Origin of the sequence: Stenotrophomonas sp. WHRI 8082 (genome assembly GCF_040223995.2) — a bacterium.
Lineage (GTDB): Bacteria > Pseudomonadota > Gammaproteobacteria > Xanthomonadales > Xanthomonadaceae > Stenotrophomonas.
Genome location: NZ_CP167826.1, coordinates 3,802,846 through 3,826,895 on the forward strand (window position 1 = coordinate 3,802,846; position 24,050 = coordinate 3,826,895).

General features: G+C 62.7%; 23 protein-coding genes. 15 read left to right on the plus strand and 8 right to left on the minus strand.

All coding sequences use genetic code 11. The features are described 5' to 3' along the window. Positions 1–1,116: 1,116 nt before the first annotated feature. From ABRP17_RS16695 to ABRP17_RS16705, 3 genes are all read left to right on the plus strand, one after another. Complete coding sequence (locus ABRP17_RS16695; RefSeq protein ID WP_349984438.1) at positions 1,117–2,340, plus strand: DUF1173 family protein; 1,224 nt, start codon at positions 1,117–1,119, stop codon at positions 2,338–2,340. Between the two features lie 134 nt (positions 2,341–2,474). Then, positions 2,475–2,720: a type II toxin-antitoxin system ParD family antitoxin gene (locus ABRP17_RS16700; RefSeq protein WP_192079899.1), complete on the plus strand. Its 246-nt coding sequence runs from the start codon at positions 2,475–2,477 to the stop codon at positions 2,718–2,720. Further along, entirely contained in the window at positions 2,713–3,003 is a 291-nt protein-coding gene (locus ABRP17_RS16705) for a type II toxin-antitoxin system RelE/ParE family toxin (RefSeq protein WP_349984437.1), read from the plus strand. The genes ABRP17_RS16700 and ABRP17_RS16705 overlap by 8 nt, the downstream gene beginning before the upstream one ends. Positions 3,004–3,311: 308 nt before the next feature. On the opposite strand, the gene ABRP17_RS16710 is transcribed toward ABRP17_RS16705, so the two are convergent. The 3 genes from ABRP17_RS16710 to ABRP17_RS16720 are packed head-to-tail and all read right to left on the minus strand — an operon-like array spanning position 3,312 to position 6,711. Then, a complete protein-coding gene (locus ABRP17_RS16710; protein WP_349984436.1) occupies positions 3,312–3,437 on the minus strand; it encodes a hypothetical protein in 126 nt (41 codons plus the stop codon). Continuing rightward, positions 3,434–4,564, minus strand: coding sequence for a PepSY-associated TM helix domain-containing protein (locus ABRP17_RS16715; protein WP_349984435.1), 1,131 nt, complete (start codon positions 4,562–4,564; stop codon positions 3,434–3,436). Before ABRP17_RS16715 ends, ABRP17_RS16710 begins: the two co-directional genes overlap by 4 nt. Before the next feature lie 8 nt (positions 4,565–4,572). After that, the gene (locus ABRP17_RS16720; protein ID WP_349984434.1) at positions 4,573–6,711 is read right to left on the minus strand and encodes a TonB-dependent receptor; all 2,139 of its coding nucleotides are present in this window, start codon (positions 6,709–6,711) and stop codon (positions 4,573–4,575) included. 309 nt (positions 6,712–7,020) lie between these two features. Between ABRP17_RS16720 and ABRP17_RS16725 the strand changes: the two genes are divergently transcribed. Next, positions 7,021–7,470, plus strand: coding sequence for a GNAT family N-acetyltransferase (locus ABRP17_RS16725; RefSeq protein WP_349984433.1), 450 nt, complete (start codon positions 7,021–7,023; stop codon positions 7,468–7,470). 81 nt (positions 7,471–7,551) lie between these two features. On the opposite strand, the gene ABRP17_RS16730 is transcribed toward ABRP17_RS16725, so the two are convergent. Then, positions 7,552–7,797 (minus strand): hypothetical protein, encoded by a 246-nt coding sequence (locus tag ABRP17_RS16730; RefSeq protein WP_349984432.1) that lies wholly within the window; start codon positions 7,795–7,797, stop codon positions 7,552–7,554. A gap of 134 nt (positions 7,798–7,931) precedes the next feature. Between ABRP17_RS16730 and ABRP17_RS16735 the strand changes: the two genes are divergently transcribed. Further along, the gene (locus tag ABRP17_RS16735) at positions 7,932–8,090 is read left to right on the plus strand and encodes a BLUF domain-containing protein (RefSeq protein ID WP_349984431.1); all 159 of its coding nucleotides are present in this window, start codon (positions 7,932–7,934) and stop codon (positions 8,088–8,090) included. A gap of 413 nt (positions 8,091–8,503) precedes the next feature. On the opposite strand, the gene ABRP17_RS16740 is transcribed toward ABRP17_RS16735, so the two are convergent. Next, positions 8,504–8,866, minus strand: coding sequence for a hypothetical protein (locus tag ABRP17_RS16740; RefSeq protein WP_349984429.1), 363 nt, complete (start codon positions 8,864–8,866; stop codon positions 8,504–8,506). 135 nt (positions 8,867–9,001) lie between these two features. Continuing rightward, entirely contained in the window at positions 9,002–10,240 is a 1,239-nt protein-coding gene (locus tag ABRP17_RS16745; protein ID WP_349984428.1) for an MFS transporter, read from the minus strand. Between the two features lie 106 nt (positions 10,241–10,346). On the opposite strand from ABRP17_RS16745, the gene ABRP17_RS16750 reads away from it, so the two are divergent. Beyond that, complete coding sequence (locus ABRP17_RS16750; RefSeq protein ID WP_349984427.1) at positions 10,347–11,303, plus strand: AraC family transcriptional regulator; 957 nt, start codon at positions 10,347–10,349, stop codon at positions 11,301–11,303. A 78-nt stretch (positions 11,304–11,381) separates the two neighbouring features. Here the strand turns inward: ABRP17_RS16750 and ABRP17_RS16755 are convergent, their stop codons facing one another. Next, positions 11,382–12,290: a LysR family transcriptional regulator gene (locus ABRP17_RS16755; RefSeq protein WP_349984426.1), complete on the minus strand. Its 909-nt coding sequence runs from the start codon at positions 12,288–12,290 to the stop codon at positions 11,382–11,384. A 110-nt stretch (positions 12,291–12,400) separates the two neighbouring features. On the opposite strand from ABRP17_RS16755, the gene ABRP17_RS16760 reads away from it, so the two are divergent. The 5 genes from ABRP17_RS16760 to ABRP17_RS16780 all read left to right on the plus strand — a co-directional run bounded on the left by ABRP17_RS16760 (position 12,401) and on the right by ABRP17_RS16780 (position 16,712). Further along, on the plus strand, positions 12,401–13,504 hold the full coding sequence (locus ABRP17_RS16760; RefSeq protein ID WP_349984424.1) for an alkene reductase: 1,104 nt from the start codon (positions 12,401–12,403) through the stop codon (positions 13,502–13,504). Between the two features lie 103 nt (positions 13,505–13,607). Beyond that, on the plus strand, positions 13,608–14,513 hold the full coding sequence (locus ABRP17_RS16765) for a LysR substrate-binding domain-containing protein (protein ID WP_349984423.1): 906 nt from the start codon (positions 13,608–13,610) through the stop codon (positions 14,511–14,513). A gap of 101 nt (positions 14,514–14,614) precedes the next feature. Next, the gene (locus ABRP17_RS16770; protein WP_349984422.1) at positions 14,615–15,817 is read left to right on the plus strand and encodes an MFS transporter; all 1,203 of its coding nucleotides are present in this window, start codon (positions 14,615–14,617) and stop codon (positions 15,815–15,817) included. Between the two features lie 34 nt (positions 15,818–15,851). After that, positions 15,852–16,211, plus strand: coding sequence for a hypothetical protein (locus ABRP17_RS16775; protein ID WP_349984421.1), 360 nt, complete (start codon positions 15,852–15,854; stop codon positions 16,209–16,211). Positions 16,212–16,310: 99 nt separating this feature from the next. Further along, the gene (locus ABRP17_RS16780; protein WP_188326994.1) at positions 16,311–16,712 is read left to right on the plus strand and encodes a tautomerase family protein; all 402 of its coding nucleotides are present in this window, start codon (positions 16,311–16,313) and stop codon (positions 16,710–16,712) included. Between the two features lie 105 nt (positions 16,713–16,817). On the opposite strand, the gene ABRP17_RS16785 is transcribed toward ABRP17_RS16780, so the two are convergent. Continuing rightward, positions 16,818–17,723 carry a LysR family transcriptional regulator gene (locus ABRP17_RS16785; protein WP_349984420.1) on the minus strand — a complete coding sequence of 302 codons (906 nt, stop codon included), beginning with the start codon at positions 17,721–17,723 and terminating at the stop codon, positions 16,818–16,820. A gap of 297 nt (positions 17,724–18,020) precedes the next feature. Here ABRP17_RS16785 and ABRP17_RS16790 point away from each other — a divergent pair, with 297 nt between their 5' ends. From ABRP17_RS16790 to ABRP17_RS16805, 4 genes are all read left to right on the plus strand, one after another. Next, positions 18,021–19,172 (plus strand): MFS transporter, encoded by a 1,152-nt coding sequence (locus tag ABRP17_RS16790; protein ID WP_372487023.1) that lies wholly within the window; start codon positions 18,021–18,023, stop codon positions 19,170–19,172. Between the two features lie 9 nt (positions 19,173–19,181). Then, complete coding sequence (locus ABRP17_RS16795; protein ID WP_349984418.1) at positions 19,182–19,808, plus strand: TetR/AcrR family transcriptional regulator; 627 nt, start codon at positions 19,182–19,184, stop codon at positions 19,806–19,808. A gap of 65 nt (positions 19,809–19,873) precedes the next feature. Beyond that, the gene (locus ABRP17_RS16800; RefSeq protein ID WP_349984416.1) at positions 19,874–20,986 is read left to right on the plus strand and encodes an efflux RND transporter periplasmic adaptor subunit; all 1,113 of its coding nucleotides are present in this window, start codon (positions 19,874–19,876) and stop codon (positions 20,984–20,986) included. Further along, positions 20,983–24,048: an efflux RND transporter permease subunit gene (locus tag ABRP17_RS16805; RefSeq protein WP_349984415.1), complete on the plus strand. Its 3,066-nt coding sequence runs from the start codon at positions 20,983–20,985 to the stop codon at positions 24,046–24,048. The genes ABRP17_RS16800 and ABRP17_RS16805 overlap by 4 nt, the downstream gene beginning before the upstream one ends. Positions 24,049–24,050: the final 2 nt, after the last annotated feature.

Sequence of the window (24,050 nt, forward strand, 5' to 3'; positions counted from 1 at the left end):
GTGGAGTCGCACAGACTGATACGCCTAGCTATTGAGTCAACATGAGGCGCAGTGAGACAGCGCAATCGGCCACTCTCTCCGCCAGATACACAAGACGCCCCGAAAGGGGCGTTTTGCGTATCTGGCGGAGAGAGGTGGGTGCCGAAGCTACGCGGGTTCGACGGATTCGCCGGGAGCGAATCCGGACAGCCGAATGGCTGGCCCTCGGCCGCTTGCGGACGAGGGTGAGGTGCATGGATGCACCTCACAATCCCACTCGGGAAATCCGAAGATCAAGACGCCCCGAAAGGGGCGTTTTGCGTATCTGGCGGAGAGAGGTGGGTGCCGAAGCTACGCGGGTTCGACGGATTCGCCGGGAGCGAATCCGGACAGCCGAATGGCTGGCCCTCGGCCGCTTGCGGACGAGGGTGAGGTGCATGGATGCACCTCACAATCCCACTCGGGAAATCCGAAGATCAAGACGCCCCGAAAGGGGCGTTTTGTGTATCTGGCGGGGAGAGGTGGGTGCCGAAGCGACGCGGGTTCGACGGATTCGCAGGGTGCGAATCCGGACAGCCGAAGGGCTGGCCCTCGGCCGCTTGCGGACGAGGGTGAGGTGTATGGATGCACCTCACAATCCCACTCGGGAAATCCGAAGATCACGACGCCCCGAAAGGGGCGTTTTGCGTATCTGGCGGAGAGAGGTGGGTGCCGAAGCAACGCGGGTTCGACGGATTCGCCGGGAGCGAATCCGGACAGCCGAATGGCTGGCCTTGGAGCGCGCAGCGCGGAAGGGTTGGGTGCATGGATGGACCCAACAATCGGATTTCAAGGTGTCGGTTGGCTTGAGTGCCGCCAATCGTTTGTCCAAGCTTGGTCCGGTCATAGCTAATGGTAGGGGTTTGGGGGAGGGTGCATTGATGTCAAGTGCATTGCCTTCGCCCGGCCCGGTAGCTTCTGCAGAGCCTGTGCCACCCACGGCTGATGGGGCACGCCAACAGTCACATAGGAGTGCAGATGCGTCCTTGCGTTGCGCACCTTCCTGATCATGGGGTTCTTTAGCCCGTGAGCTAGAGGAGCGGTCTTGATCAATAGTGAGCAAGGCCGGCTACTGAATCGAAACAATATGGAGATGGGATGACGACAATTTACTCACTCAAGGTCGCCAACACCGGCGAGGTTTTTGATAGAAGAAGCCAGCAAGGAGCTGGCTGGATCTCTGCGCTTACCCGTGCCCACCGTGTGACTCATTTCGTTTGTCTTTGCACGCCGACTGGCGAAGGTCGGCTTTCGGTCCAGTTGCGCAACAACTATCACCTGCATCGTTACCCTCGCTCTGGTCCGAACCATCGTCGGAACTGCCGCTTCTACTCACCGGATGCCACCAGTTCGGGGTTGCAGGGTTACAGCCTCAAGGCGGTCAAGGAACTTGAGGATGGGGGGCTGAATGTCCGGCTGGACCTTCCACTGCGTCAGCCGCGTCAAGCCAAGACAAAGGCCAAGCCAGCACCGCCGCGCGTTGCGGGACCGGGCGTTAAACGCGACGCGATGTCGCTGCTGGGACTCTTGCATCTGCTCTGGACCGAAAGCGGTCTGATCCAGTGGTACCCGGCAATGGATGGAAAGCGTGGCGAATGGCTTGTCGCCCGTTTGATGGCCGAGCAAGCGCAACGGATCAGTACTGCAAGAATGACCTTAAACGACGTGCTGTTGGTGCCCGCCGCTGATGGTTCCAAGGAAAAGGGAAGGAACCTCCAGGTCGTGGCGACTGCCCGGCAGCACAAGCACAACGTGGTGGCCATTGCGCCGCTGGCAAGATACAACCCGGATCGTGATGCAGTGCTCGAGCGACTGCCCCTGCGCAGCGCCGCCGGCATGCCAGCTATGTACCTGGCCGATATGGCGAGGACGGCGCTAACCGAGAGCTTCGCAGCTGAGTTGAATGCTTGGGAGGCGGGGGCTCAGATCTATGCCATCTTGCATGTGAGCGTTCGGGCCGGAACCAAGCCCTATGCGGACGTGAACAAGGTCGCGCTGATGCGCGTGAGTGAACGCCTGATTCCTCTGGATTCCGGCCATGAGGCGACAGTGGAACAGTTGCTCTACGACAACCAGCGCAGCTTCTACAAGCCGCTTCGTTTTGATTCGGCGCTTGATGCGGTATTCCCGGATTTTTGGCTGCTGGACATGGTTCGCGATTACCCGATGGAAGTGTTCGGCATGAACACGCCGGAGTATCTGGCGCGAAAGGTGGTCAAAGTTGCTCACTACAATGCGAGCTACCCATCTGGTTGGTGGCAATGGGATGCCTGTGCGACTGCTACGATTCCGCCGCTTCCTGTGTCGGCTGAGTCTGCTTAGGTCAGTCGTCCACTGCGGATACGCCGCCAAAGGACTTGGCTTGGCTGCGTGGTCAACTCATGCCTCGCCTGCGTCATTCCGCACCAATAGTATGATAGCCTCTGCCTGCTGATGACGATACAGGAGGCCGAATCGTGGGAACCGTGCGTAAAACCATCACTGTGACCGACAAGCAGGACGGCTGGATCAAGGCTCAGATCGATGGCGGTCACTACACCAACGACAGCGAATACATCCGCGACCTGATCCGCCGTGAGCAGGAGCGTAGCGCCGAAGTGGAGGCGATCCGTTCGGCGTTGATGGTCGGTGAGTCCAGCGGCGAACCGCGCCCCTTCGACGCTGACGCCTTCAAGCAGCGGATGTCGGCCAAGCATGGTTGAGTATCGCCTTGCACCGGCCGCCGAGGGTGACCTCGAGGTGATCTGGGCCTATACCGTTCAACAGTGGAGCGTGGAGCAAGCGCATCGCTACATCGACATTCTGATCGCCGCTTTTGCTGCTTTGGCGCAGTCGCCCAAGACCGCCCAAGCTTGTGACCACATCCGGCCGGGTTACCGTTGCAGCCGCGTTGAGCGGCACATGGTCTACTTTCGCATCACCGAGTATGGGATCGCGATCATTCGTGTCTTGCATGATCGGATGGACGCGCTGCGTTACCTGTGAGGTTCCGCAATTCCCCCCGTTTCTAGCGGTCGCCTAAAGTGGAGCTATACTGTCGACGCCGGTCTTCTTGAGCACGGCGATGATCTGGCTGTCGGTGAATCGTGACTTTTCATGCAATCTCCTCGGGAAGGGTTACGAGAAGATTCCATTTATGGCTGCTGCCAACCTGCGGGGCGATTACCCAAGCAGCACTATAAGCTGCAGGCCAACTGCGCGCGCACTCTACGCTGCGTCGTCGGGAAGGGCCCGCTTGGCGCAATGCTCTGGCGCACGTGCCAAACAGGTGTCCGCAATCTGGCCGATCAAATCTATTTCCCCGCCTCAGACGGCACCAGCGCCGCCCACACCAGCAACAACACCAACCACAGCCAGCGCCAACGCCCCATGCCGTGCCATGCCGCGCGCCAAGGCCCCGGCAGCTTCTCACCACTCATGCCTGCCTCCTCTTTGCTGCCGATCGCAGCGAATCCACGGTGCGCAGTCCATAGAGATACACCCCGGTAAAGCACAGTCCGGTCAGCAGGGTGCCGGCCAGCAACCAGAGCAGTCGGATGGGCCAGCCACCGAAACTGCCGAAGTGCAGCGGATCGGCCATTTCCGCAATACGCTGATGCACGCCCAGCGCACGGCCGTCATGCATGCCCATCACCTGCCCGGTATGCAGGTCGACGGCGATGTTGTTCGCCCGCTCCCGCACCAGCCAGGCGTCGGCTTCGCCCATGAAGAGGATGCTGCTGCCATCGACCGCGGGAATTGCCGCGAGGATGGCCAGCCCGGGCCATTGCTGGCGGACGCTCTCTACCGCCTCGTCGACGGCAGCCGGGTCCACGGGGGCAACGCGGTCGCTGCTCTCGGCCAGTTGCATCGTGGGCGCGGCCGGTGCGTCGCCGCCGAGCGATTCGATCAGGTACCACGCCCCGGTCAACCCGATCAGCAGCAAAAACCAGAGTGACCACACCCCGGCCAAGCGATGCACATCGCCCCACAGGCGGCGCGGTCGGGAGGGGTCGGGCCGTTTGAAGAAACCGCGCCACCACTTCTTGTAGATGTAGAGGCTGCTTAATAGTGAAAGCAGCAGCGGGATGGACAGCGCCGCCACCAGTGGCACGCCCCAGGCTACCGGCAGCATCAGGTGGCGGTGGGTGTTGCGGAGCAGCCGTTGCGTATTGAACCAGCCGGTGTCACCGGTCACCCGCGCCGTATACGGATTGACCCAGACGAACCGCCGCTTTCCATCGGGCAGGTGCATTTGCGCGCGCGCCGCGAACAGTCGGGTATGGCCGGCAGTGATGCCTTCCAGTTCCCAGTCCGGATGTGCCGTCTGTGCAGCATGGATGACCGCACCCCAGTTGGCCTGCTCGCCCCCGTCAGCCACGCGCATGGGGGAGTGCAGCAGCCAGTCGATCTCCTGCGAGAACACCGCCAGCGTTCCGGTGAGGCAGACAAAGCCCATGAACAGGCAGAGCTTCAGGCCCAGCCAACTGTGCAGGTCGAACCACAGTCGGCGACCACTCCCGCTGCGCGCGGGGCGGTCGGGGTGCGCTGGCGTAGGCTGGCGCATGGGCAGGCTCAGAAGGAGTACGCCGCTTGCACGTACACGCGGCGTGGCTCACCCGGGAAATGGCCGGTGCGCTCGGTGAATCCGCTGGCGGCATAGACCTTGTCGAACAGGTTCTTGATGTTGGCCTGGAACTGCCACTGCTGCCACTGCGTCTTCCAGCTCATGTCGAACACGGTGTACGGCTTGACCCGTTGGCCATCCAGGCTGACGCGCTCATCCACGTAATCCGCGCCAAAGCCGATGGCGGAGTTGATCGCCGGCAGGTCGTAGCGTGTCCACAGGCCGAGTTTGTTCTGCGGCGCATTGGCAAAGCGGTCGCCCGAGGCATTGGTGATGCCGTTGCTGCCGGCATCCTTCACCCGCGCATCGTTGTAGGCGTAGGTCAGGTTGAGCACCCAGCGTTCGGTGACATCGGCCAGCAGATCCAGCTCCATGCCCGTACTGCGCACGAGGCCCAGGGCGGCCAGCTGGTTGACGCCGTCCACGATCTCGCCGGTGGCCTGCACGATATTGCTGCGGTCGATCCGGTACGCGGCCAGGTTCAGGGTCACCCTCTCGGCCAGCAGGGATTTCAACCCGACTTCCCATTGTTTGCTGCGCTCAGCATCGAACGGGCCGCCCGCCTCGGCGCTCTGGTTGGCCGCGCTCTGGGGCATGAAGCCGCTGGCAATGTTGGCGTAGACATTGACGCCGTCGCGCACGGTATACGTGCTGCCCAGCCGCCAGCTGATGTCGTTGCCGTCCACACGGGTGCCGGCAATGCGGTCATCGTCCTTGAACCCGTCCCAGCGCAGTCCGGCCAGCACATGCCAGCGCGGTGTCAGCGTCAGTTCGTCCTGCAGGTAGCCGCCATAGCGCTTGCTGCGCGTGCTCGTGCTGCGCCAGGGCAGGGCGGCCAGGTTGTAGTCGCGCCACGAACTTGCGCCATACACCGGGTTGAACAGGTCGATGCCCGGCACCGGGCCGGCACCCCGCGCCAGATCCGCGCTGTTGGCCGTCTGCGCGGTGAAGTCCGCATCCTGCTGGTACACATCGGCGCCGAACAGCACCTTGTGCTCGATACTGCCGGTGCTGACGCGCCACACGGCGTTGCCGTTGGCCGTGAATGCGTCGTTGTCGCGGATCTGGTTGCGCAGCTGGCGGGTCATCCATTCGGGCACGCCGTCGCGGTTGCGGTCGATCAGCCCCATCGGCTCGTGGTAGATCTGATGTTCGTTGTTCTCGAACCAGCGTGCACCCACATCCACGTCCAAGTTGCTGCTGGGCGAGAAGCGGTACTGCGCCAGGGCAACCTTGGCGCGCATGTCAAGAAAGTCGGTGGCTTCGTTGTGGTTCCAGCGACGGTCGGTCAGAAAGCTGCCGTTGTCGTCCACAGGCACGCCGCGCAGGCGGTTGCCGCCCAGGTTCTGGGTGATGTCGGTGAACTGCAGGGTCAGCTCGCCGGTGTCGCCGACGTCGAAGGCCAGCGATGCGTCTCCGATCACGCTCTCGCTGTCCGCGTTCCAGCGCACGCCCTGTTCGGTGTCGCCATACAGCCCGGCGCGATAGCGCACGCTGCCCCCAGCATTCAGTGGCCCGGTGGCGTCGATCGATGCGGCACTGAAATCGTTGTTGCCGGCCTGCAGTTCGATGCGGCGTTCGGGCGTGGCCTTCGGCTTGCGCGTCACGTAGTTGATGACGCCCCCAGCATCACCGCCGCCGTACAGAGCGCCGGCCGGCCCCTTCAGGACCTCCACCCGCTCGATGTTGAACAGCTGCGGCACCGAAAAACCAGCGTAGGGGTCGCCACGCAGGCCGTCATACAGCACGTTCTCCTGGCGGAAGCCGCGCAGGGTCACGCCGGCGTAGCTGAAGAAACTGATGCCGCTGATGCTGCGGTACAGGTCGGTGATCTGGCGGGCCGCCTGGTCTTCAATCAGCTCGCGCGGCACCACCTGGATGGACTGTGGCACCAGCGCCAGTGGCGTGTCCGTGCGCGTGCCGACCGTGGCGTCGTCCACCCGGTAGAGGCTCTGGGCACGACCGAGCACCTGCACGGCGTCCAGCTGGCGCACATCGGGCGAGGAGGGCGGGGCCGCATGGGCAGACGCACAGGCCGAGGTCAGGGCCAGGCCCAGGGCAGAGAAGCGGAGCGGCTTGCGGGTCATCGAGGTGGGGGTCGGTAGGTGCGAATGAGAAATATTAACATGTAGGCCGATAGCGTCGACCGTTCGGTTTGAGGTCCGGTCTGATGTCGCGACGAAGCCGAAGAGGCGCAGGTGCAGGGCATCGCCCGCCGTTCCGACGCTGGGATCGCCACAGTGCCGCGTCGACCCTGCCACTTCGCCAGGCCATCCATAGCCGTATCCGTGACCAATTTCGTTACCCGCCTTCGCCTGCAGCCAATAATGCAAACCCGCCTGTGCAACGCACCTGTAAGATCGTGTTTACCTGTCGACGGTGATTGAGGTCAGCTTTTGTCAGTTCGCGCGCTCGCTCCACACGATTTCGAAGCCGCCAGTGCAATCTGCATAGCGGCATTCACACAATCTGTTGCTCCTACGGTTACCGCTCAGGGTGTCGCGACATTCAGCTCGATCGCAGCCGCGTCATCCTTCGCCAAGCGTTTCGTAGGCGACAACAACATGTTCGTGTTCGAAGAGTCTGGACGCGTAGTCGGTGTGATCGAGCTCAAGGAAGGCCGGCACATTTCCATGCTGTTCGTCGACCCGAACGCTCAGGGACGCAGCGTCGGGCGCCAGCTGGTTGAAGCGGCCCTGGCGCAGGCTCGGGCCGATTTGATCACCGTCAGCGCGTCGCTGCCCTCGGTGCCGGCATACACGCGCTATGGATTCGCCTTGGCTGGTCCGGTGGCTGAAGCTGCTGGGCTTATCTACCAGCCCATGAAGCGCGCCCTGGCTGCCTGAGTGGCGTCCAGAAAACGATCGGGCAGGCGAGCTTGGCAGGGCGCAACGCCGGGCCAGGACGAAGCGACGGCACACAGCCGCTCACGCTCTGGCAGCGTCAGGGCGAGCAGGTGACAAGCCCGCATTGGGGAGCGCTTGCCGATTGCTGCACTGCTCGCACTGCATTACCACGCCCCCGGTCAGGTGATGGATTGCCCCGTCGGTGATGGTGGTAACGTGGCCACATCGCAGGCAGCGGGCAGTGATGGAATCGATCACCTCGTCTTCCGCCTCGGGAATACGGATCATTTCGAATCTCAGGATCTGGAATGCGCCGGTGTTCGTCATAGCTGATCCATGTGGTGACCTGCACTGAACGTACGCTCGCGCATGTGAAGTTGACCTCACCCTTTCGTGGGCCTAGCATCATGGGCTCTTGAGGGCATGAGCACGCTGCTTTCATATTTCCCAAAGTGGGCGCAATGCCAATTCGAGCAATTGCTTACACCAGCAATGCAAGTCCGGGGCTTTCCCTGGCGTCAGTCCAAGATTTCGTCCGAAAAGCCGCTGCGTTCAATATGCAGGCCGGCGTGACGGGCGTGCTGTTATTCGACGGCGAACGGTTCTTCCAATACATCTAAGGGCCGGAGGATGGGTTGTCTGTGGCCTTCGCCCGTGTGATCCACTCTAAGGCCCACACCGGCATCACTGAGCTGGGCCGCGCGCGGACAGGTGGGCGCCACTTTCCTTACTGGTCTATGCGAGTGCTGTCCACGGATGAGCGGGACATCAGCAAGCTTGTAGCCAGCGCGTGGGACAGTTTTGCTCTCCGTCCGGTTCGCGATGAGCAGACCCTGCCTACCGGTGTGGAGGAGCTGTCTCAGATTGTGCTCCCGCACGTGGTGGGCGGCCTTTCGATCTCTGTCCCAAGCCAACCATAGAAGGTCTGAGCAGGTTGTGTCTGATCGACCTCTAACCTGCCGGCCAGCGGCCGGCACTACGGTCGGATTTCGTGCAGATTTATTCATGCCTTCCCTGGCGAGAGCCACGAAGCTCAATCCCTACGATGCAGGCGGCGACGCAGCGCGCCCGCTGCCGCCGCGATAGCCAGAGCAGGCACGGCCAGCACCAGCGTGTATACCAGTCCGGCCAGCAACAGTGGGCCAAAGCCCGAGGCCACGACTACCACCGGCACCTGCAGCACCATTAACAACAATCCCCATAGCCACGCGCGCCGTGGAAAACAGGCGCCTAGAACCGCCGCAATGACGAGTGCAATGGGATAGACGACAATCCAGTACGTGGGCGCGTCCCAAGGCTCGCCCCCCGGAGTGCGCCAGGCCACCAGCACCCAGAAAACCACCCCGACTGTCAGTGTTACGACGCTCGCTGCAAGCAAATTATTTTCTTTCCGCATTGTTGGCCTCCCGCACGAACACTCAGCATCTCACCTTCGCTATTGATGGTGTATGACCAGCTACCGCATCAGGCACGCAGCAGCCAGGCACGTTAACTTGCCATCGCATTTCGCGCAGCTCCGCTCAGACCTTCCCTAGAGAAAGTGGCCACCAGGCGCCCCAGTGCCCTGGGCCTCAACCTTGACGCGCAGCGCGATAACAACGCTTGCAACCAGCATGGTGATAGCCGCGACCACGAAGACCGTCGTGATGCCGCCCATGCCGAAGACGAGGCCGCCGAGTGCCGCCCCTGCCGCAATGGATGACTGCACAGCAGCGACCACCATCCCGCCGGCACTCTCTGCCTGGTCCGGAAGAGCGCGAGCGACCCAGCTCGACCACGCTACCGGGACGCCGCCGAACGCCAGGCCCCACAGCAAGACAAGGAGGGTCAGCCCCGTGACGTTCACTGGCAGCAAGACCATGCCAAGCGCCGCAATGGCGACCAGCGCGGGCATCACGATGAGTGTGGCGCGCAGAGTGCGCTCCATCAACCAGCCCGCAAATAGAGTGCCGACAAAGTTGGCCACGCCGAACCCGAGCAGCATCAGTGCGATGCCATCAACATCGATCGCCGCCAAGGTTTCCAAGGCGGGACGGATGTAGGTGAACAGCGAATACTGACCTGTGTGGGCCAGCACGCAACCAGCCATGCCGATGGCAACCCCCGGCCGACGCAGCAGTGCCACTACGGACACCGAATGCGTGGTCGAGCGAGGGGCCATGCGTGGCAGCGTGAACCACTGGAACAGTAGCGTCAGGCTACCGACCCCAGCAGCCGCCCAGAAGGCGCTCCGCCAGCCAAACAAGCCGCCCAGGTAGCTGCCGAGCGGAACGGATACGACCGTGCCCACGGCAATGCCACTGAAAATGATCGAGAGGGCGCGCGGCACCCGATCTGCTGGCACAAGGCGCATCGCCACGGCCGCTGCCATGCTCCAGAAGCCGCCCAGTGCGATGCCCAGAAGAACGCGCATCACGAGCAGGGTGACAAGGCTGTTCGACACCGCGACCAGCAGATTGGACAGGATCATCAATACCGTGAAAGAGAGGAGGACACTCCGTCGGTCAAGGCGCTGGGTCAATCCAGGCACCAGCAGTCCGGCAAACAGAGCGACGACCGCCGTCACCGTTACCGCCTGTCCTGCGAGTGCTTCTGACACGCCCAGGTCCGTTGCCATAGGCGTGAGCAGGCTTGCGGGCAAGTATTCGGCCGTGAGAAGCCCAAAGACGCCCATGGCAAGCGAGAACACAGCGACCCATGCCGGCGGCGGCATGTTTCCCACTGGCTCTGCGGGCACCTCGCGTGCCGGTTCAACGACGACATTACTCATTGCATGGTTCTCGACGAAGCGTGGAATGCCGAGAGTCTAGGGATGCGATGCCGGATGATCTATGATCATATGACCTGAAATTTTGATCGAAACACCGAGCCCCTCTATGAGCGAGCATGCTCCCGCGCCTGCGGACCTGATCAACCAGCTGCTGGGCGATATGCATCTGCACGGCGTTGAATATCGCCGTATCCAGACCGGCCCAGACTTTGGTTTGGGATTCGAGTTCAAGCCGGGTCACGCCTACTTTCACTACATTGCGGTGGGCAGCGCTGTGTTGCGTTGCGACGACGGGAGCGAGCATGTGTTGACTGCTGGGGACGCGGTGTTCATGCCGCGCGGCGAGGGTCATTCGCTGGTGTCCAGTCAAAAGCAGCGGGTAAGCCCCATCGACAGCTTTTCAGCAGCGCCCCTCAGCGATTCAGTGGCGGGGGTCGACACGTGTCCGAGCACGCATGCGGTGCCCAGTGCGGTGCTTTTCTACGGACGCATGGCGTTCGATCTTGGTGGCATGCAGGGGCTGAGCAAGTTGATGCCGAGCGTGATGCTTGCACGTTACAACGACGCTCAATTCGCTGGTCTTTTGCCGTTGATCGATTCGATGAAGCGCGAGGTGTGCTCAGGTCGGATCGGCTTTGCCGGCATATTGGCGCGGCTGGCGGATGTGATTGCGGCCATGATCGTGCGGGGCTGGGTGGAGCGGGGGTGCGACGATGCGTCGGGGTTGGTTGCAGCATTGCGCGATCCCCGCTTGGCTCGGTCATTACTGGCGCTACATGAAAACCCGGGCCGGGACTGGACCGTAGACACCTTGGCGGCGGAGTCGCACGTGTCACGATCCGTCTTCGCCGAGCGCTTCCAGAGCACCATCGGCGTGCCGCCACTCCGATATGTCACGCAGATCCGGATGCATCTGGCGACACGATGGCTCTCGGTCAACAAGCTTCCGATCGAAGAGGTGGCACTTCGCTTGGGCTACACCTCGCAAGCGGCGTTCAGTCGAGCCTTCAAACGAGTGAACGGTCAATCGCCTGGCGCGAGCAAACGGAATCGGGTCGCCTGACGGCACGTTGCCATGTCCCAGCTGCGCCTACGCGACCACCGTTGCGGGCCCACGACAAATCGGCAAGACGCGCGGAGCTCAGTCAAACACCCCCGCAGCCGAAAGCCTGAGCAACTCATCCACGACGTACCGCACCTTGGGACGCAGGTTGCGTGTGCGTGGCCACAGCGCGTGAATCTCAATGTAGTGCTGCGCACAGTCCTCCAGGACCAGCTGCAGTGAGCCTGCCTCCAAATAGGGGCGTACCAGGGAAATGGGCATCTGGCAGATGCCAAGACCGCCGACCGCAGCTGCGATGACCCCATCGCCATCGCTCAGGTGGTGCGTCCCCCTCGGAACAAACCCAGGCTTCATATTCTCTGGGCCGACGCGCCACGGGACGGTTTGTCCATAGCGGAGTCCGACGATGCTGCGATGGGTGCGGAGGTCATCTATCGTTCGGGGCACCCCGAAGGTCTGGAGATAGGAAGGTGATGCGCAAAGCACCAACCGTTGGTGGCCAAGCTTGCGCGCAACCAGACTGGCTGAATGTTCGAGCGCTCCGAATCGAATCGTCAGATCGATGCCTTCTTCAACGGGATCGACCAGATGATCCGTGAACGTCAGCGTGTAGTGGAGGTCGGGATGCGCAGCACCGATGCGCAGCAATATCGGCAGGAGTACGTGGCGCCCGAACGAGGTCGGCATGTCGATGCGTAGCCGTCCTACAGGCAGGGATGACCTGGACGCCAAAGATGCCTCGGCGCTGGCGATTTCCTCCAACGCGGCAGCGCATGTGGCGAAATAGGATTCGCCGTCCGCCGTGAGGGCGATTCGCCGCGTCGTGCGATGGAAGAGGCGCACCCCCAGCCTGCTCTCCAGTCGCGCGATGGCCTTGCCCACGGCCGACCGCGATATCCCGAGCGTCTCGGCTGCCTCCGTGAACGTAGTCGACCGGGCGGCGGTCACGAAGGTCGTCAAACCTGTCAGGGATTCGACAGCAAGCATGCGGATCCTATTGGGGAATTGTGTTCCCTAATGAGGGGATAGTTGGCTCCTTTATGCCGCATCCTGTCAACCTTATCTTGGTAGTCACTACATCGTTCGAGACGTCCGTTATGACACCCAAGCTGTTTGCACCCTTTGACCTCGCTGGAGCACCGCTGAGCAACCGCGTCGTGATGGCGCCGATGACTCGCGCCCGGAACCCTGGCTGCGTTGCCAACGCGTTGACCGCTGAATACTACGCACAGCGATCAAGTGCGGGCTTGATCATCAGCGAGGGAACGCCCGTGTCACCGGAAGGTCAGGGTTACATTGATGTCCCGGGGATGTGGTCCTCGGAACAGGTTGCCGGTTGGAAACGTGTGACCGACGCAGTGCATGCGGACCAGGGCAAAATCTTCGCCCAGCTGTGGCACGTAGGGCGCATGTCGCACTCCTCTCTGCAGCCTGGCGGTGCGGCACCGGTCAGCGCAAGCAGCCGGCCGGTTGCTTCCAGCTCGAAGAGTTTTGCCTTCATCTACCGCGAAGACGGGTCGCGTGGGACGGCGGAGCCAAGTCTGGCGCGCCCACTCGAAACCGAAGAGGTGCAACGGGTTGTGAGCGACTTTGTCGAGGCGGCCCAGCGGGCGCGCGAGGCCGGCTTCGATGGGATCGAGATTCACGCCGCCAACGGCTACCTGTTCGAGCAGTTCCTCAACCCGGTGACGAATGACCGGACGGATGCTTACGGTGGTTCGCTGCAGAATCGGGCGCGCCTGATCCTGGACACGGTCGATGCGATCGCCAGCCGAATCGGATCGAGCAGGGTGGGTATCCGCCTGGCTCCGAATAACCGTCAGTTCGACATGCCGGAGTACGCGGAGAACGAGGCCAGTTATCTGTACCTCGCCAATGAGTTGGGCACCCGGGATCTCGCGTACGTCCACCTCAACAACAATTTCTCCCATGGCGAGTCAGCTCTCGACGAAGCGTTCCTGCGCACATTCAAGCGTGCTTATGGCGGGGTCGTTATCTTGGCCGGTGGCATGACCCGCGAATCCTCGTTGAGGCTGGTCGAGGAGGGAGTAATCGATCTGGCAGCCTTCGGCCAGCCCTTCATTGCCAACCCCGACCTGGTAGAGCGACTGGAGAGCGACCTTCCGCTCGCGCTGCCTGATCGCGCGACGTACTACGGCGGCGGCGCAGAGGGATACACCGATTACGCGCGGGCTACCTGACCGTTAGAGATGGATGATCGGCCCCGGAAGGGGCGATCATCCGTTCACTGATTTGCTATGTTGAACACGCCCGATCCAGGGAAACCAGAGGTGTGGCGCTTCAGTGATAGAGACCCGCCTGCTCCAACAGTTCGTTGCCGTCGCCGAAGAGCTCCATTTCAATCGGGCTGCCGAGCGGCTGCACATGGCGCAGCCCCCGCTGAGCCAAGCGATCCGCAAGCTTGAGAGCGCTGTCGGTGCACCTCTCTTCGTGCGCACCCATCGCAGTGTGGCGCTGACCCCGGCCGGTGCGGCATTTCTTGTCACGGCGCGCACCGCCCTGAGCGCTTTGGAGGAGGGGGTAGCGCAGACGCGACGGGTTGCGCAGGGGATTGAGGGCCACCTCACGCTGACTTTCATCAACATTGCGCCCTATACCCCTCTGTTACGAGCACTGCGCGGTTTTCGAAACGCCTGCCCGGGCGTTGCGTTCACCATGGTGGAGGCCACGACCCAGGAGCAGGTCATCGCGCTGGAACAGGGCAGGGCGGATATCGGATTCATGCGGTTGCCAGGAGCGTCTGTCCCGCACTTGCGCATGGCCACCGTGTCCAGCGAACGGATTTACGTGGCGCTGCCCGCCGGCCATCGGCTGGAAGCGGCCCCGACCATTGAACTGGCGTCGCTCAAGGATGACGCGTTCGTCGCCTCACCGCGGACGCTTGGCAAGGGGTTCCATGACCAGCTCATCAGCCTTTGCCAGGCAGCAGGGTTCGTTCCCAACATCGTGCAGCACGGCCGACAGATGCAGACCCTGATCGCCTTGGTGGCCGCCGGGTTTGGTGTGGCACTGCTCCCCGCGTCCTTGGCGACGACTGCGCGGGAAGACGTAGTGTTCCGCCCACTCCAGGCGGACGCATCCGATGAAATGGCGCGCCTGGACCTGTTCATGGCGTGGAACGAGACCCGGGCATCCACGCTCCGCGACCGGCTGATACAGGCTGTCCTGCAGAGTTTGTCAGCGTCGTGACCTGACAAGACGCGCCGCGTCTTGCTGCAGTATGTAGAGCGTCCTTCACCAGCGCCACGCCAGCCACTACGCTTCGGCAGCATTGCTGTTGAGGATTTTAAATGCCTGCCGCCATCTATGTATTTTCGCTGTGCGCATTCGCGTTCGGCCTTTCCGAGTTCGTTGTCGCTGGCCTCTTGATCGCGCTTGCCGACGACCTTGACGCACCAATCTCCCTCGTCGGCACGGCCATCGCCGCCTATGCACTGGGCGCCGCCATCGGTGCGCCTTTCCTCACTGCGCTGGTCGCCCACTGGCGGGACAGGAACATCCTGCTTCTGGCAACGGCGTTGCTTGGGGTGGGCAGCTTGATGATGAGCGCGTCACCCAATCTGGTGTTCCTGCTGGTTGTTCGCTTCGTGGTCGGCTTGGGCCACGGCGTGTTCATGGCGGTGGCCTCCGACGCAGCGACAAGGCTGGTGGATCCACAGCGGTCAGGCCGGGCGCTGTCGGTGGTGTGGATCGGATTGACGCTTGCATTGGCAATCGGTGTTCCCCTGGGCACCTACCTGGGCAGCCTGTGGAGTTGGCGGGTGGTTTTCCTGGCCATCGGCCTGCTCAGTGTGGGGGGGATGCTTGGATTGGCACTGTCCATGCCACGCGGCGAGGTCGCGGTGGACTCAACCGGCGGTGGCGCGTGGAAGGGCATCCAGGCGGTCGCCCATCCCCAGCTGCTGGTGACGGCCAGTATCGGCGCACTCGTCAGCATCGCCACCTTCGCGTTCTTTACGTTCGTTTCGCCCTACTTGCAGCAGGTAACCGCGGTGAATATGCAGTGGCTGAGCCTGGGGATGTTGTTGTTCGGCGTCTGTGCGATCGCAGGCAATCTGCTGGGCGGATTCCTTGCCGACGCGATGGACGTGGATCGCAGTATCCGATTTGCGTTGATCGCATTGGCGCTGAATCTGCTGGGGTTGTGGGGCTTCGCACGCATGCCGGTCCCGATGATGATTCTGATCGGCATGCTGGGCCTCTGCTTCTTTTCTATTGTGACGCTGCTGACCCTTCGTCTGCTCCGGCTGGCTCAGCGCTTCATTCCCGCCTACAGCTCGGTGGCAGCGGGATTGAATATCGCTTCCTTCAATCTGGGGACCGCGCTGGGTGGTGCGTTGGGAGGCCTCACGATAAGCTTTGCGACCTTGGCTTCCGTCCCGCTGACGGGCGCGTCGGCCGCGGTGCTGGCCGTCGTGGTGCTGTACCTGCAGAGGCGGTGGATGAGCGAGCCGTCAGAGGACATGCCGCAACAAGCCGGGCAGGGCACTTGACTCAAACACTGGCACTGGAAAATAAGGGAATGGCATGAAGGTGTACTGGAATGACTGCGGCGAAGGGCCAACGTCTGATGCCCCCGTGGAGCTTGATCTCGCGCAGACGCAGTTGGTCTGGTCCGATGAAGTCCGAGGGGTGGAGGGTAACTTTCTCGGTATCACGGATGGTTCCGGAAACACAGTCCAGTTCTATTTTACCGAGGGCATTCCAGACGACGTTGAAGATGCGAGTCATCTCACTATCGTTCTTGTCGACTTTCCCGTCATCGAAGAGCGCGGCTCGTATTCAAAACAGGTCGCCATAGGTGAGGTCGCCGGACTTGTAGCAAAAGTGTTTGAGATGGGCGCGAGCTATCGGTCTTTCAGTGGCTTGCGTTTTGTCGAGTGGTAGATACCGAGGAAGTGCGGGCCCCGCGGACGCGCGCATGACTGAACATCCCGGTCCGGTACACTTCAGTGAGCGCGTTCGCCACCTTCGGAGAGTCCCGGTATGCCGTATCTCAGTTTTCATGTCTCTGCGGACGCATCGCAAGCCCAGTCAGACGACGTCGCACGTGTCCTCACGGAGCTTACGGCGACCGTGCTCGGCAAGAAGCGCGAGCTCACTTCGGTCGAGATAAAGGCAACGTCGCCTGAAAGCTGGTACATCGGTGGCAAGCGTGTTGCGGGGCAGGACGTGGTGACGTTCTACCTGGACATCAAAGTAACCGAGGGGACCAACACCAAGAATGAAAAGTCCCAGTACGTCCGTCAGGTCTTTGATGCGGTGGCTGAAATCTTCGGCCCACTGGCACCTGCGAGTTACATCGTGATCCACGAAGTGCATGCAGACGCGTGGGGCTATGAGGGGAAGACGCAAGAGTACCGTTACATCTCTGGTGTCTCGCTCTAAGGCGCTTATCGGTGCATTTCAGGATTGCGTTGCGGCTGGCCTGACGGTGATGCCCTTGGATTACGGCCGCATCCGAAAAAGTGAGCGATACAGCCGACTGACCACTCAAATTCCCCTGCTCTCCACATCCGGAAACACCCGCTCACAGAGAAAATCAACGAGCGCCCGGATCTTCGGCGAGGGATGCTTGCTCGCCGGCCACAGCACATGGAACACGCCGCTGCGCTGCACGTAGTCACTCAGGATCAGCGTGAGCCGGCCATCAGCCAACGGCTCACGCACCGCGAAGTCCGGAAGGTAGGCGATCCCAAGCCCGCGCAGTGCAAAACAAACGCGCGTCTCGATGTTGTTGCAGATCATCGACGTGGGCAGCTGTAACTCTGGGTCACCTGATGCCTGCACCAGGGCCCAGGTCTCCAGCTTGCCGCTGTTGGGAAAGCGGTAGTGCAGGCAGGTGTGTTGCCGTAGATCGTCTGGCGCCATCGGTGTCCCTCGACGCGTCAGATACGCCGGCGAGGCCACCAGTCGCATCTGGAAGGCGCCCAGCCGACGGGCCGACAGGCGTGAATCGGCCGGCTCGCCCGTGCGAACCACCGCGTCAAAGCCTTCTTCGATCACGTCGACCATCCGGTCGGTGAAGTCCAGATCGAGCTCGATCTCCGGGTATGCACGCATGAACTCGCCGAGCACCGGCAGCACCAGCGAGCTGACCAGCGGCAGGCTGATCCGCAGCCGTCCGCGCGGGGCGGCGCTGGCCTGCGACAGTTCCATTTCGGCTGCCTCGATCTCAGCCAGGATGCGGCGGCTGCGCTCCAGGAAGAGCGTGCCCTCGGCCGTCAACGTGACGCTGCGCGTGCTGCGGTGGAACAAGCGCACCCCCAGCTTCTCTTCCAGCCGCGCTACGCTCTTCCCCACCGCCGACGCCGATACGCCCAACAGCCGTCCCGCCGCGACGAAGCTCCGCGTTTCGGCGACCTGCACGAACACCACGAAGCCACTCAGGCTGTCCATGATCTCTTCACTGTCCATTGCGGACAAGGTGTTCCGCACATCGAGGAACTGTAGCCCAGTTTTTCTTTAATCGCCCGGTATCTATCGTCATGGCCTGACCCACTAAACGAGTTCAATGCCATGGCGCGTCATCCAATTTCTCTGCGCGAGCATCTCCGGCCTTCATCGCTGGCCCAGCGTGTCGAGCAGGCTGAGTTCCGTCCCGTGTTGGCTGACGGCCGCCCCGCAACCCTGACGACGCAGAGGGGCACTGCCGCCCAAGGGCGCCTGCCGCTGGCGTCGCTGCTGGCGCTGGCGATGGCGGCGTTCATTACCATCCTGACCGAAGCGCTGCCTGCTGGTCTGTTGCCGCAGATGGCGCACAGTCTGGCGGTGTCTGAAGCCTGGGTCGGGCAGACCGTCACCCTCTACGCCGTGGGTTCCCTGTTGGCGGCGATTCCACTGACGGCCTCGACGCAGGGCCTACGTCGCCGACCCCTGTTGTTGGCGGCCCTTGCGGGCTTTGTAGTGGCCAATACCGTGACGACATTTTCTGCCAGCTATGTCCTGACCATGGCGGCGCGTTTTGTGGCGGGCGTGTCGGCCGGACTGGTGTGGGCGCTGTTGGCCGGTTACGCCGCGCGCATGGTTCCGGCCCATCAGAAGGGCCGTGCGATTGCGGTTGCGATGGTCGGCACACCGTTGGCGCTGTCGCTGGGCGTGCCCGCCGGCACCTACATTGGCAATCTGGTCGGCTGGCGGATGTGCTTTGGCATCATGAGCGCGCTGGCGCTGGTGCTCATGGTGTTGGCGCGCATCAAACTGCCAGATTTTGCAGGCCAGCCCGCCGGCAGGGCGTCGTCGCTGCGACAGGTCTTCACGTTGCCCGGCGTGCGCCCGGTCCTGTTCGTCGTCCTGGCTTTCGTATTGGCGCATAACGTTCTCTATACCTACATCGCGCCGTTTCTGGCGGCGGCGGGCATGGTGGAGCGGACAGACGTGGTGCTGCTGGTGTTCGGCCTCTCGTCGCTGCTGGGGATATGGATCATTGGCGTACTGATCGACCGTCGGCTGCGTGCACTGACGCTCGCCAGCATGGCGTTGTTCGGAATGGCCGCGTTGGCGCTCGGCGTGGCCGGTGATGCGCCCAAGGTCGTGTATGTGGCTGTGGCAGCCTGGGGCCTGGCGTTCGGTGGGTCGGCGACGCTGTTCCAGACAGCATTGGCCAACGTGGCAGGGGACGCTGCAGATGTCGCGCAGGCGATGCTGGTCACGGCGTGGAACCTGGCGATTGCCGGAGGCGCCCTGGTGGGAGGCGTGCTGCTTGAGCGGGTGGGCGTCCACGGTTTCCCGCCGGTCTTGCTGGGGCTGTTGGTAGCGGCGCTGGGGGTGGTGTGGGCAGCCAGGCGGCACGGGTTTTCTGCTCCGGTGCCCCTGCCACCATTTGCCCACAAAACCGAGCAGCGCTAACCTCCCGCAATGACAATTCCACTCTCCGCAGCGCCCGAGACCGTCCGCGGCCCCGCTGAGCATGATGTGCGCACCCAGATCATCGAGGCGGCCACGGCGCACTTCAGCCACTACGGTTATGACAAGACCACGGTGTCCGACCTAGCCAAGGCCATCGGCTTTTCGAAGGCGTACATCTACAAGTTCTTCCCGTCCAAGCAGGCCATTGGCGAACTGATCTGTGCGAACTGCTTGAGTCAGATCGAAGCGGACGTGCATCAGGCGCTCAGTGCGACGGCTGCGCCGCCAGAGAAGCTGCTGGTGCTGTTCACGGTGATTGTCGAGTCCAGTCTTCGGCTGTTTCTGCAGGACCGGCGCCTCTACGAAATCGCGGTCGCGGCCGCGACCGATCAGTGGCCCTCGGCGCAGGCCTACCAGGCCCGCATCCGGAAACAGGTCGAGGACATCCTCAAAGAGGGGCGTGCATCGGGCGAGTTCGAGACCGTGTCAGACCTGCAGATGACGAGCCACGCGGTCTATCAGGTGCTGGCCCCGTACCTGAACCCCGTAACGCTTCCCCATCTGAAGGCGTTGCACGCTGAACACCCTCAAGCGCTGCAGCAGCTGGTCCTGCGGAGCCTTGCGCCACAACGATAGTGACGGTTGACGAAAATGGTCACTAGGAACAGAATGCATCCGGATATCCCATTCCGGAAGACCGTATGCGGCGCCGTCTTGTAGTTTCAGCCCTCTCCTGTGTTGTTCCGTTGTTCCTTGTGGCGTGCGGAAAGTCGGAAGACGTCGACCCCCGGACCGCTCCGCCCATCGTCCGGGTTGCTCAGGTGCAACCGGCCGCAGGAAACGCGCGCACGTTTACCGGTACCATCGCCGCCCGCGTGCAGAGCGATCTCGCCTTTCGCGTGGGGGGCAAAGTCACCGAGCGCCTCGTAGAGACCGGTCAGACCGTCAGGCGCGGCGATGTGCTCTACCGGATTGATCCGCTTGATCTGAACCTGGCAGCGGCCTCGCAACAGCAAGCCGTTATCGCGGCCCGGGCGCAAAGCGTGCAGGCCACCGCCGACGAAGTGCGGTATCGCGATCTTGCGACCAAGGGCGTCGTGTCCCGGTCGGCCTACGATCAGATCAAAGCCGCGGCGGATGCAGCATCGGCGCAGCTCAAGGCGGCCGAGGCGCAATCCCGGGTTGCACGCAATGCCAGCCAGTACACCGTGCTCGTCGCCGATGCCGATGGGGTGGTGATGTCCATCGCTGCGGAGCCCGGCCAGGTCGTCGCGGCGGGACAGATCGTCGCCCGGCTTGCCCGTGCAGGTAGTCGAGAGGCGCTGGTCCAACTGCCCGAGACGCTGCGTCCCTCGATCGGCTCGGTAGCCTCGGCGTCCGCGTTCGGGGGGAGCGTCAAGATTCCCGCCCGGTTGCGCGTGCTCTCCGAATCGGCCGACCCCGCAACCCGCACGTTTGAAGCGCGCTACACCCTGGAAGAGGGCGGCACGGCGCTGCCCTTGGGTTCAACAGTGGCCGTAGAGATGGCCGGTGCTGTACCTGCCGGCGCGTCCGCAGGCGTTGAAGTACCGTTGGGTGCGCTGTTCGATCCTGGCACCGGCCCCGGCGTGTGGGTGATCGGCGGTAAGCCGCTCAAAGCCCGTTGGATGCCGGTAGCGGTCAAGCAATTGGGCGATGACCACGCCCTGGTTGCGGGTGCCCTGAACGCATCGGATCGCGTGGCGGCCCTTGGCGCCCATCTGCTGCGCGAAGGCCAGCTGGTTCGATTGGCTGACACGGCCAGCAACGCCGCGGCAGACGGAGTGCGTCCGTGAGTGGCTTCAACCTGTCAGCGCTTGCGGTACGCGAGCGCGCCATTACGGTCTTTTTGATCTTTCTGATCTCTGTTGCCGGCATCGTCTCGTTCTTCCAGCTCGGCCGCGCCGAGGACCCCGTGTTCACCGTCAAAGTCATGACCATCGTGACGGCGTGGCCGGGCGCCACGCCGACGGAAATGCAGGATCAGGTCGCCGAGAAGCTGGAAAAGCGCCTGCAGGAGCTGCGCTGGTACGACCGCAGCGAAACCTATACCCGACCGGGGTTGTCCTTCACCACGCTGACGTTGCACGACGGCACGCCCCCTTCGGCCGTGCAGGAAGAGTTCTATCAAGCGCGCAAGAAAATGGCAGACGAAGCCGCCAATCTGCCGGCGGGCGTCATCGGTCCGATGGTCAACGACGAATATGCGGATGTCACCTTCGCGCTGTTCGCCTTGAAAGCGAAGGGGGAGCCCTTCCGTTTACTCGCGCGCGATGCGGAAACCCTGCGCCAGCGATTGCTGCACGTGCCCGGTGTAAAGAAGGTCAACATCATCGGCGAGCAGTCCGAGCGCATCTATCTGGAGCTTTCCCATGAGCGGCTGGCGAACCTCGGCATCACACCGCAGGACGTGTTCGGGGTGCTGAACGGCCAGAACGCCCTTACGCCAGCCGGCTCTGTGGAGGCCAAAGGGCCGCAGATATTCATTCGCCTGGATGGTGCGCTGGATCAGCTGGAAAAGATCCGGGATACGCCCATCGTGGCACAGGGCAGGACGCTCAAGCTGCGGGACATTGCCACCGTCAAGCGGGGTTATGAGGATCCGTCGACCTTCATGATCCGCAACGGTGGCGAGCCGGCCATGCTGCTGGGCATCGTCATGCGTGACGGCTGGAATGGCCTGGATCTTGGTGAATCCCTCGATGCAGAGGTCAAGAAGATCAACGACGGGCTGCCGGTGGGGATGGCCTTGGACAAGGTCACCGATCAGGCGGTGAACATCAGCTCGTCGGTAGACGAGTTCATGATGAAATTCTTCGCCGCGCTCCTGGTGGTGATGCTGGTCTGCTTCGTCAGCATGGGCTGGCGGGTGGGTGTGGTGGTGGCGGCGGCCGTGCCGCTGACGCTGGCTGCGGTGTTCATGGTGATGGCCGCCACCGGCAAGAACTTTGACCGGATCACGCTGGGTTCGTTGATCCTGGCGCTCGGCCTGCTGGTCGACGACGCGATCATTGCCATCGAAATGATGGTGGTCAAAATGGAAGAGGGCTACAGCCGGGTCAAGGCATCGGCCTACGCGTGGAGTCACACGGCAGCGCCCATGCTGGCGGGCACGCTGGTGACCGCCGTGGGCTTCATGCCCAATGGCTTTGCCCGGTCCACCGCGGGCGAATACACCAGCAACATGTTCTGGATCTTGGGCATCGCGCTGATCGTGTCGTGGGTGGTCGCGGTGTTTTTCACGCCCTACCTGGGCGTGAAGCTGCTGCCCGAACTCAAGACCGTCGAAGGCGGGCACAGCAGTCTCTACGACACGCCGCGCTACCACCGTTTCCGATCGATCCTGGCGCGTGTGATTGCGCGCAAGTGGCTTGCCGCTGGCTCGGTGATTGCGCTGTTCGTGCTTTCGGTGGTGGGGATGGGGTTGGTCAAGAAGCAGTTCTTCCCTATCTCTGATCGCCCGGAGGTGTTGGTCGAAGTGCAGATGCCCTACGGCACGGCCATCGAACAGACCAGCCTGGCGACGCGGAAGGTCGAGAAATGGCTTTCTGCGCAGGAAGAATCGAAGATCGTCACGGCCTACATCGGCCGAGGGGCGCCACGGTTCTATCTGGCCATCTCGCCGGAACTACCGGATCCCGCGTTTGCCAAGATCGTGGTGCGCACCGACAGCCAGGAACAGCGCGATTCCCTGAAAGCAAAGCTGCGTCAGGCGGTGTCCGAGGGCTTGGCACCGGAAGCACGCGTGCGCGTGACGCAGCTGGTGTTTGGTCCTTATTCGCCTTATCCCGTGGCCTATCGGGTCAGCGGACCAGATGTCGACGTGATCCGTGGCATCGCGGCCAAGGTCAAGCAGACCCTGCACGCCAGCCCGATGATGCGCACCGTCAACAGCGACTGGGGCGTGCGCACGCCGACGCTGCACTTCACCTTGGATCAGGACCGCCTGCAGGCGATGGGCATGACCTCGGCCTCGGTTTCGCAGCAGTTGCAGTTCTTCCTGAGCGGGGTGCCGGTGACGGCGGTTCGCGAGGACATCCGCACCGTTGAAGTGGTGGCGCGGTCCGGCGGGGAAACACGGCTGGATCCTGCTCGGATTGCGGACTTCACCCTGGTCGGGGCGGCTGGCCAGCGCGTGCCCCTGTCCCAGATCGGCGCGGTGGAGGTCCGGATGGAAGAGCCGGTGCTGCGCCGTCGTGATCGCGTTCCCACCATCACCGTGCGCGGTGACATTGACGATGCGCTGCAGCCACCGGACGTATCCACCGCGATCAGCATGCAGCTTGAGCCGCTCATTGCCTCGCTGCCCGAGGGCTACGCCATTACCCAGGCGGGGTCCATCGAGGAATCCGGCAAGGCCATGAGCGCGATGCTGCCGCTGTTCCCGATCATGCTGGCGGTGACCCTGCTGATCATCATCCTGCAGGTACGCTCCATCTCGGCGATGATCATGGTCTTCATGACCAGTCCGTTGGGGCTGATCGGCGTGGTGCCGACCCTGCTGCTGTTCCAGCAGCCGTTCGGCATCAATGCGCTGGTGGGCTTGATTGCCCTGTCGGGCATCCTGATGCGCAACACGCTCATCCTTATCGGGCAGATCCACGAGAACGAAGCAGCCGGGATGGAGACCTTCCACGCCATCATCGAGGCGACGGTGCATCGCGCGCGCCCGGTGATCCTGACCTCCCTGGCGGCGGTGCTGGCCTTCATTCCGCTGACCCATTCGGTGTTCTGGGGAACGCTTGCCTACACGCTGATCGGCGGCACCATCGCCGGCACCGTGATGACGCTGGTGTTCCTGCCGGCGATGTACGCCATCTGGTTCAAGGTCCGAGCGGAAAAGACCCCCGTTGCCTGACA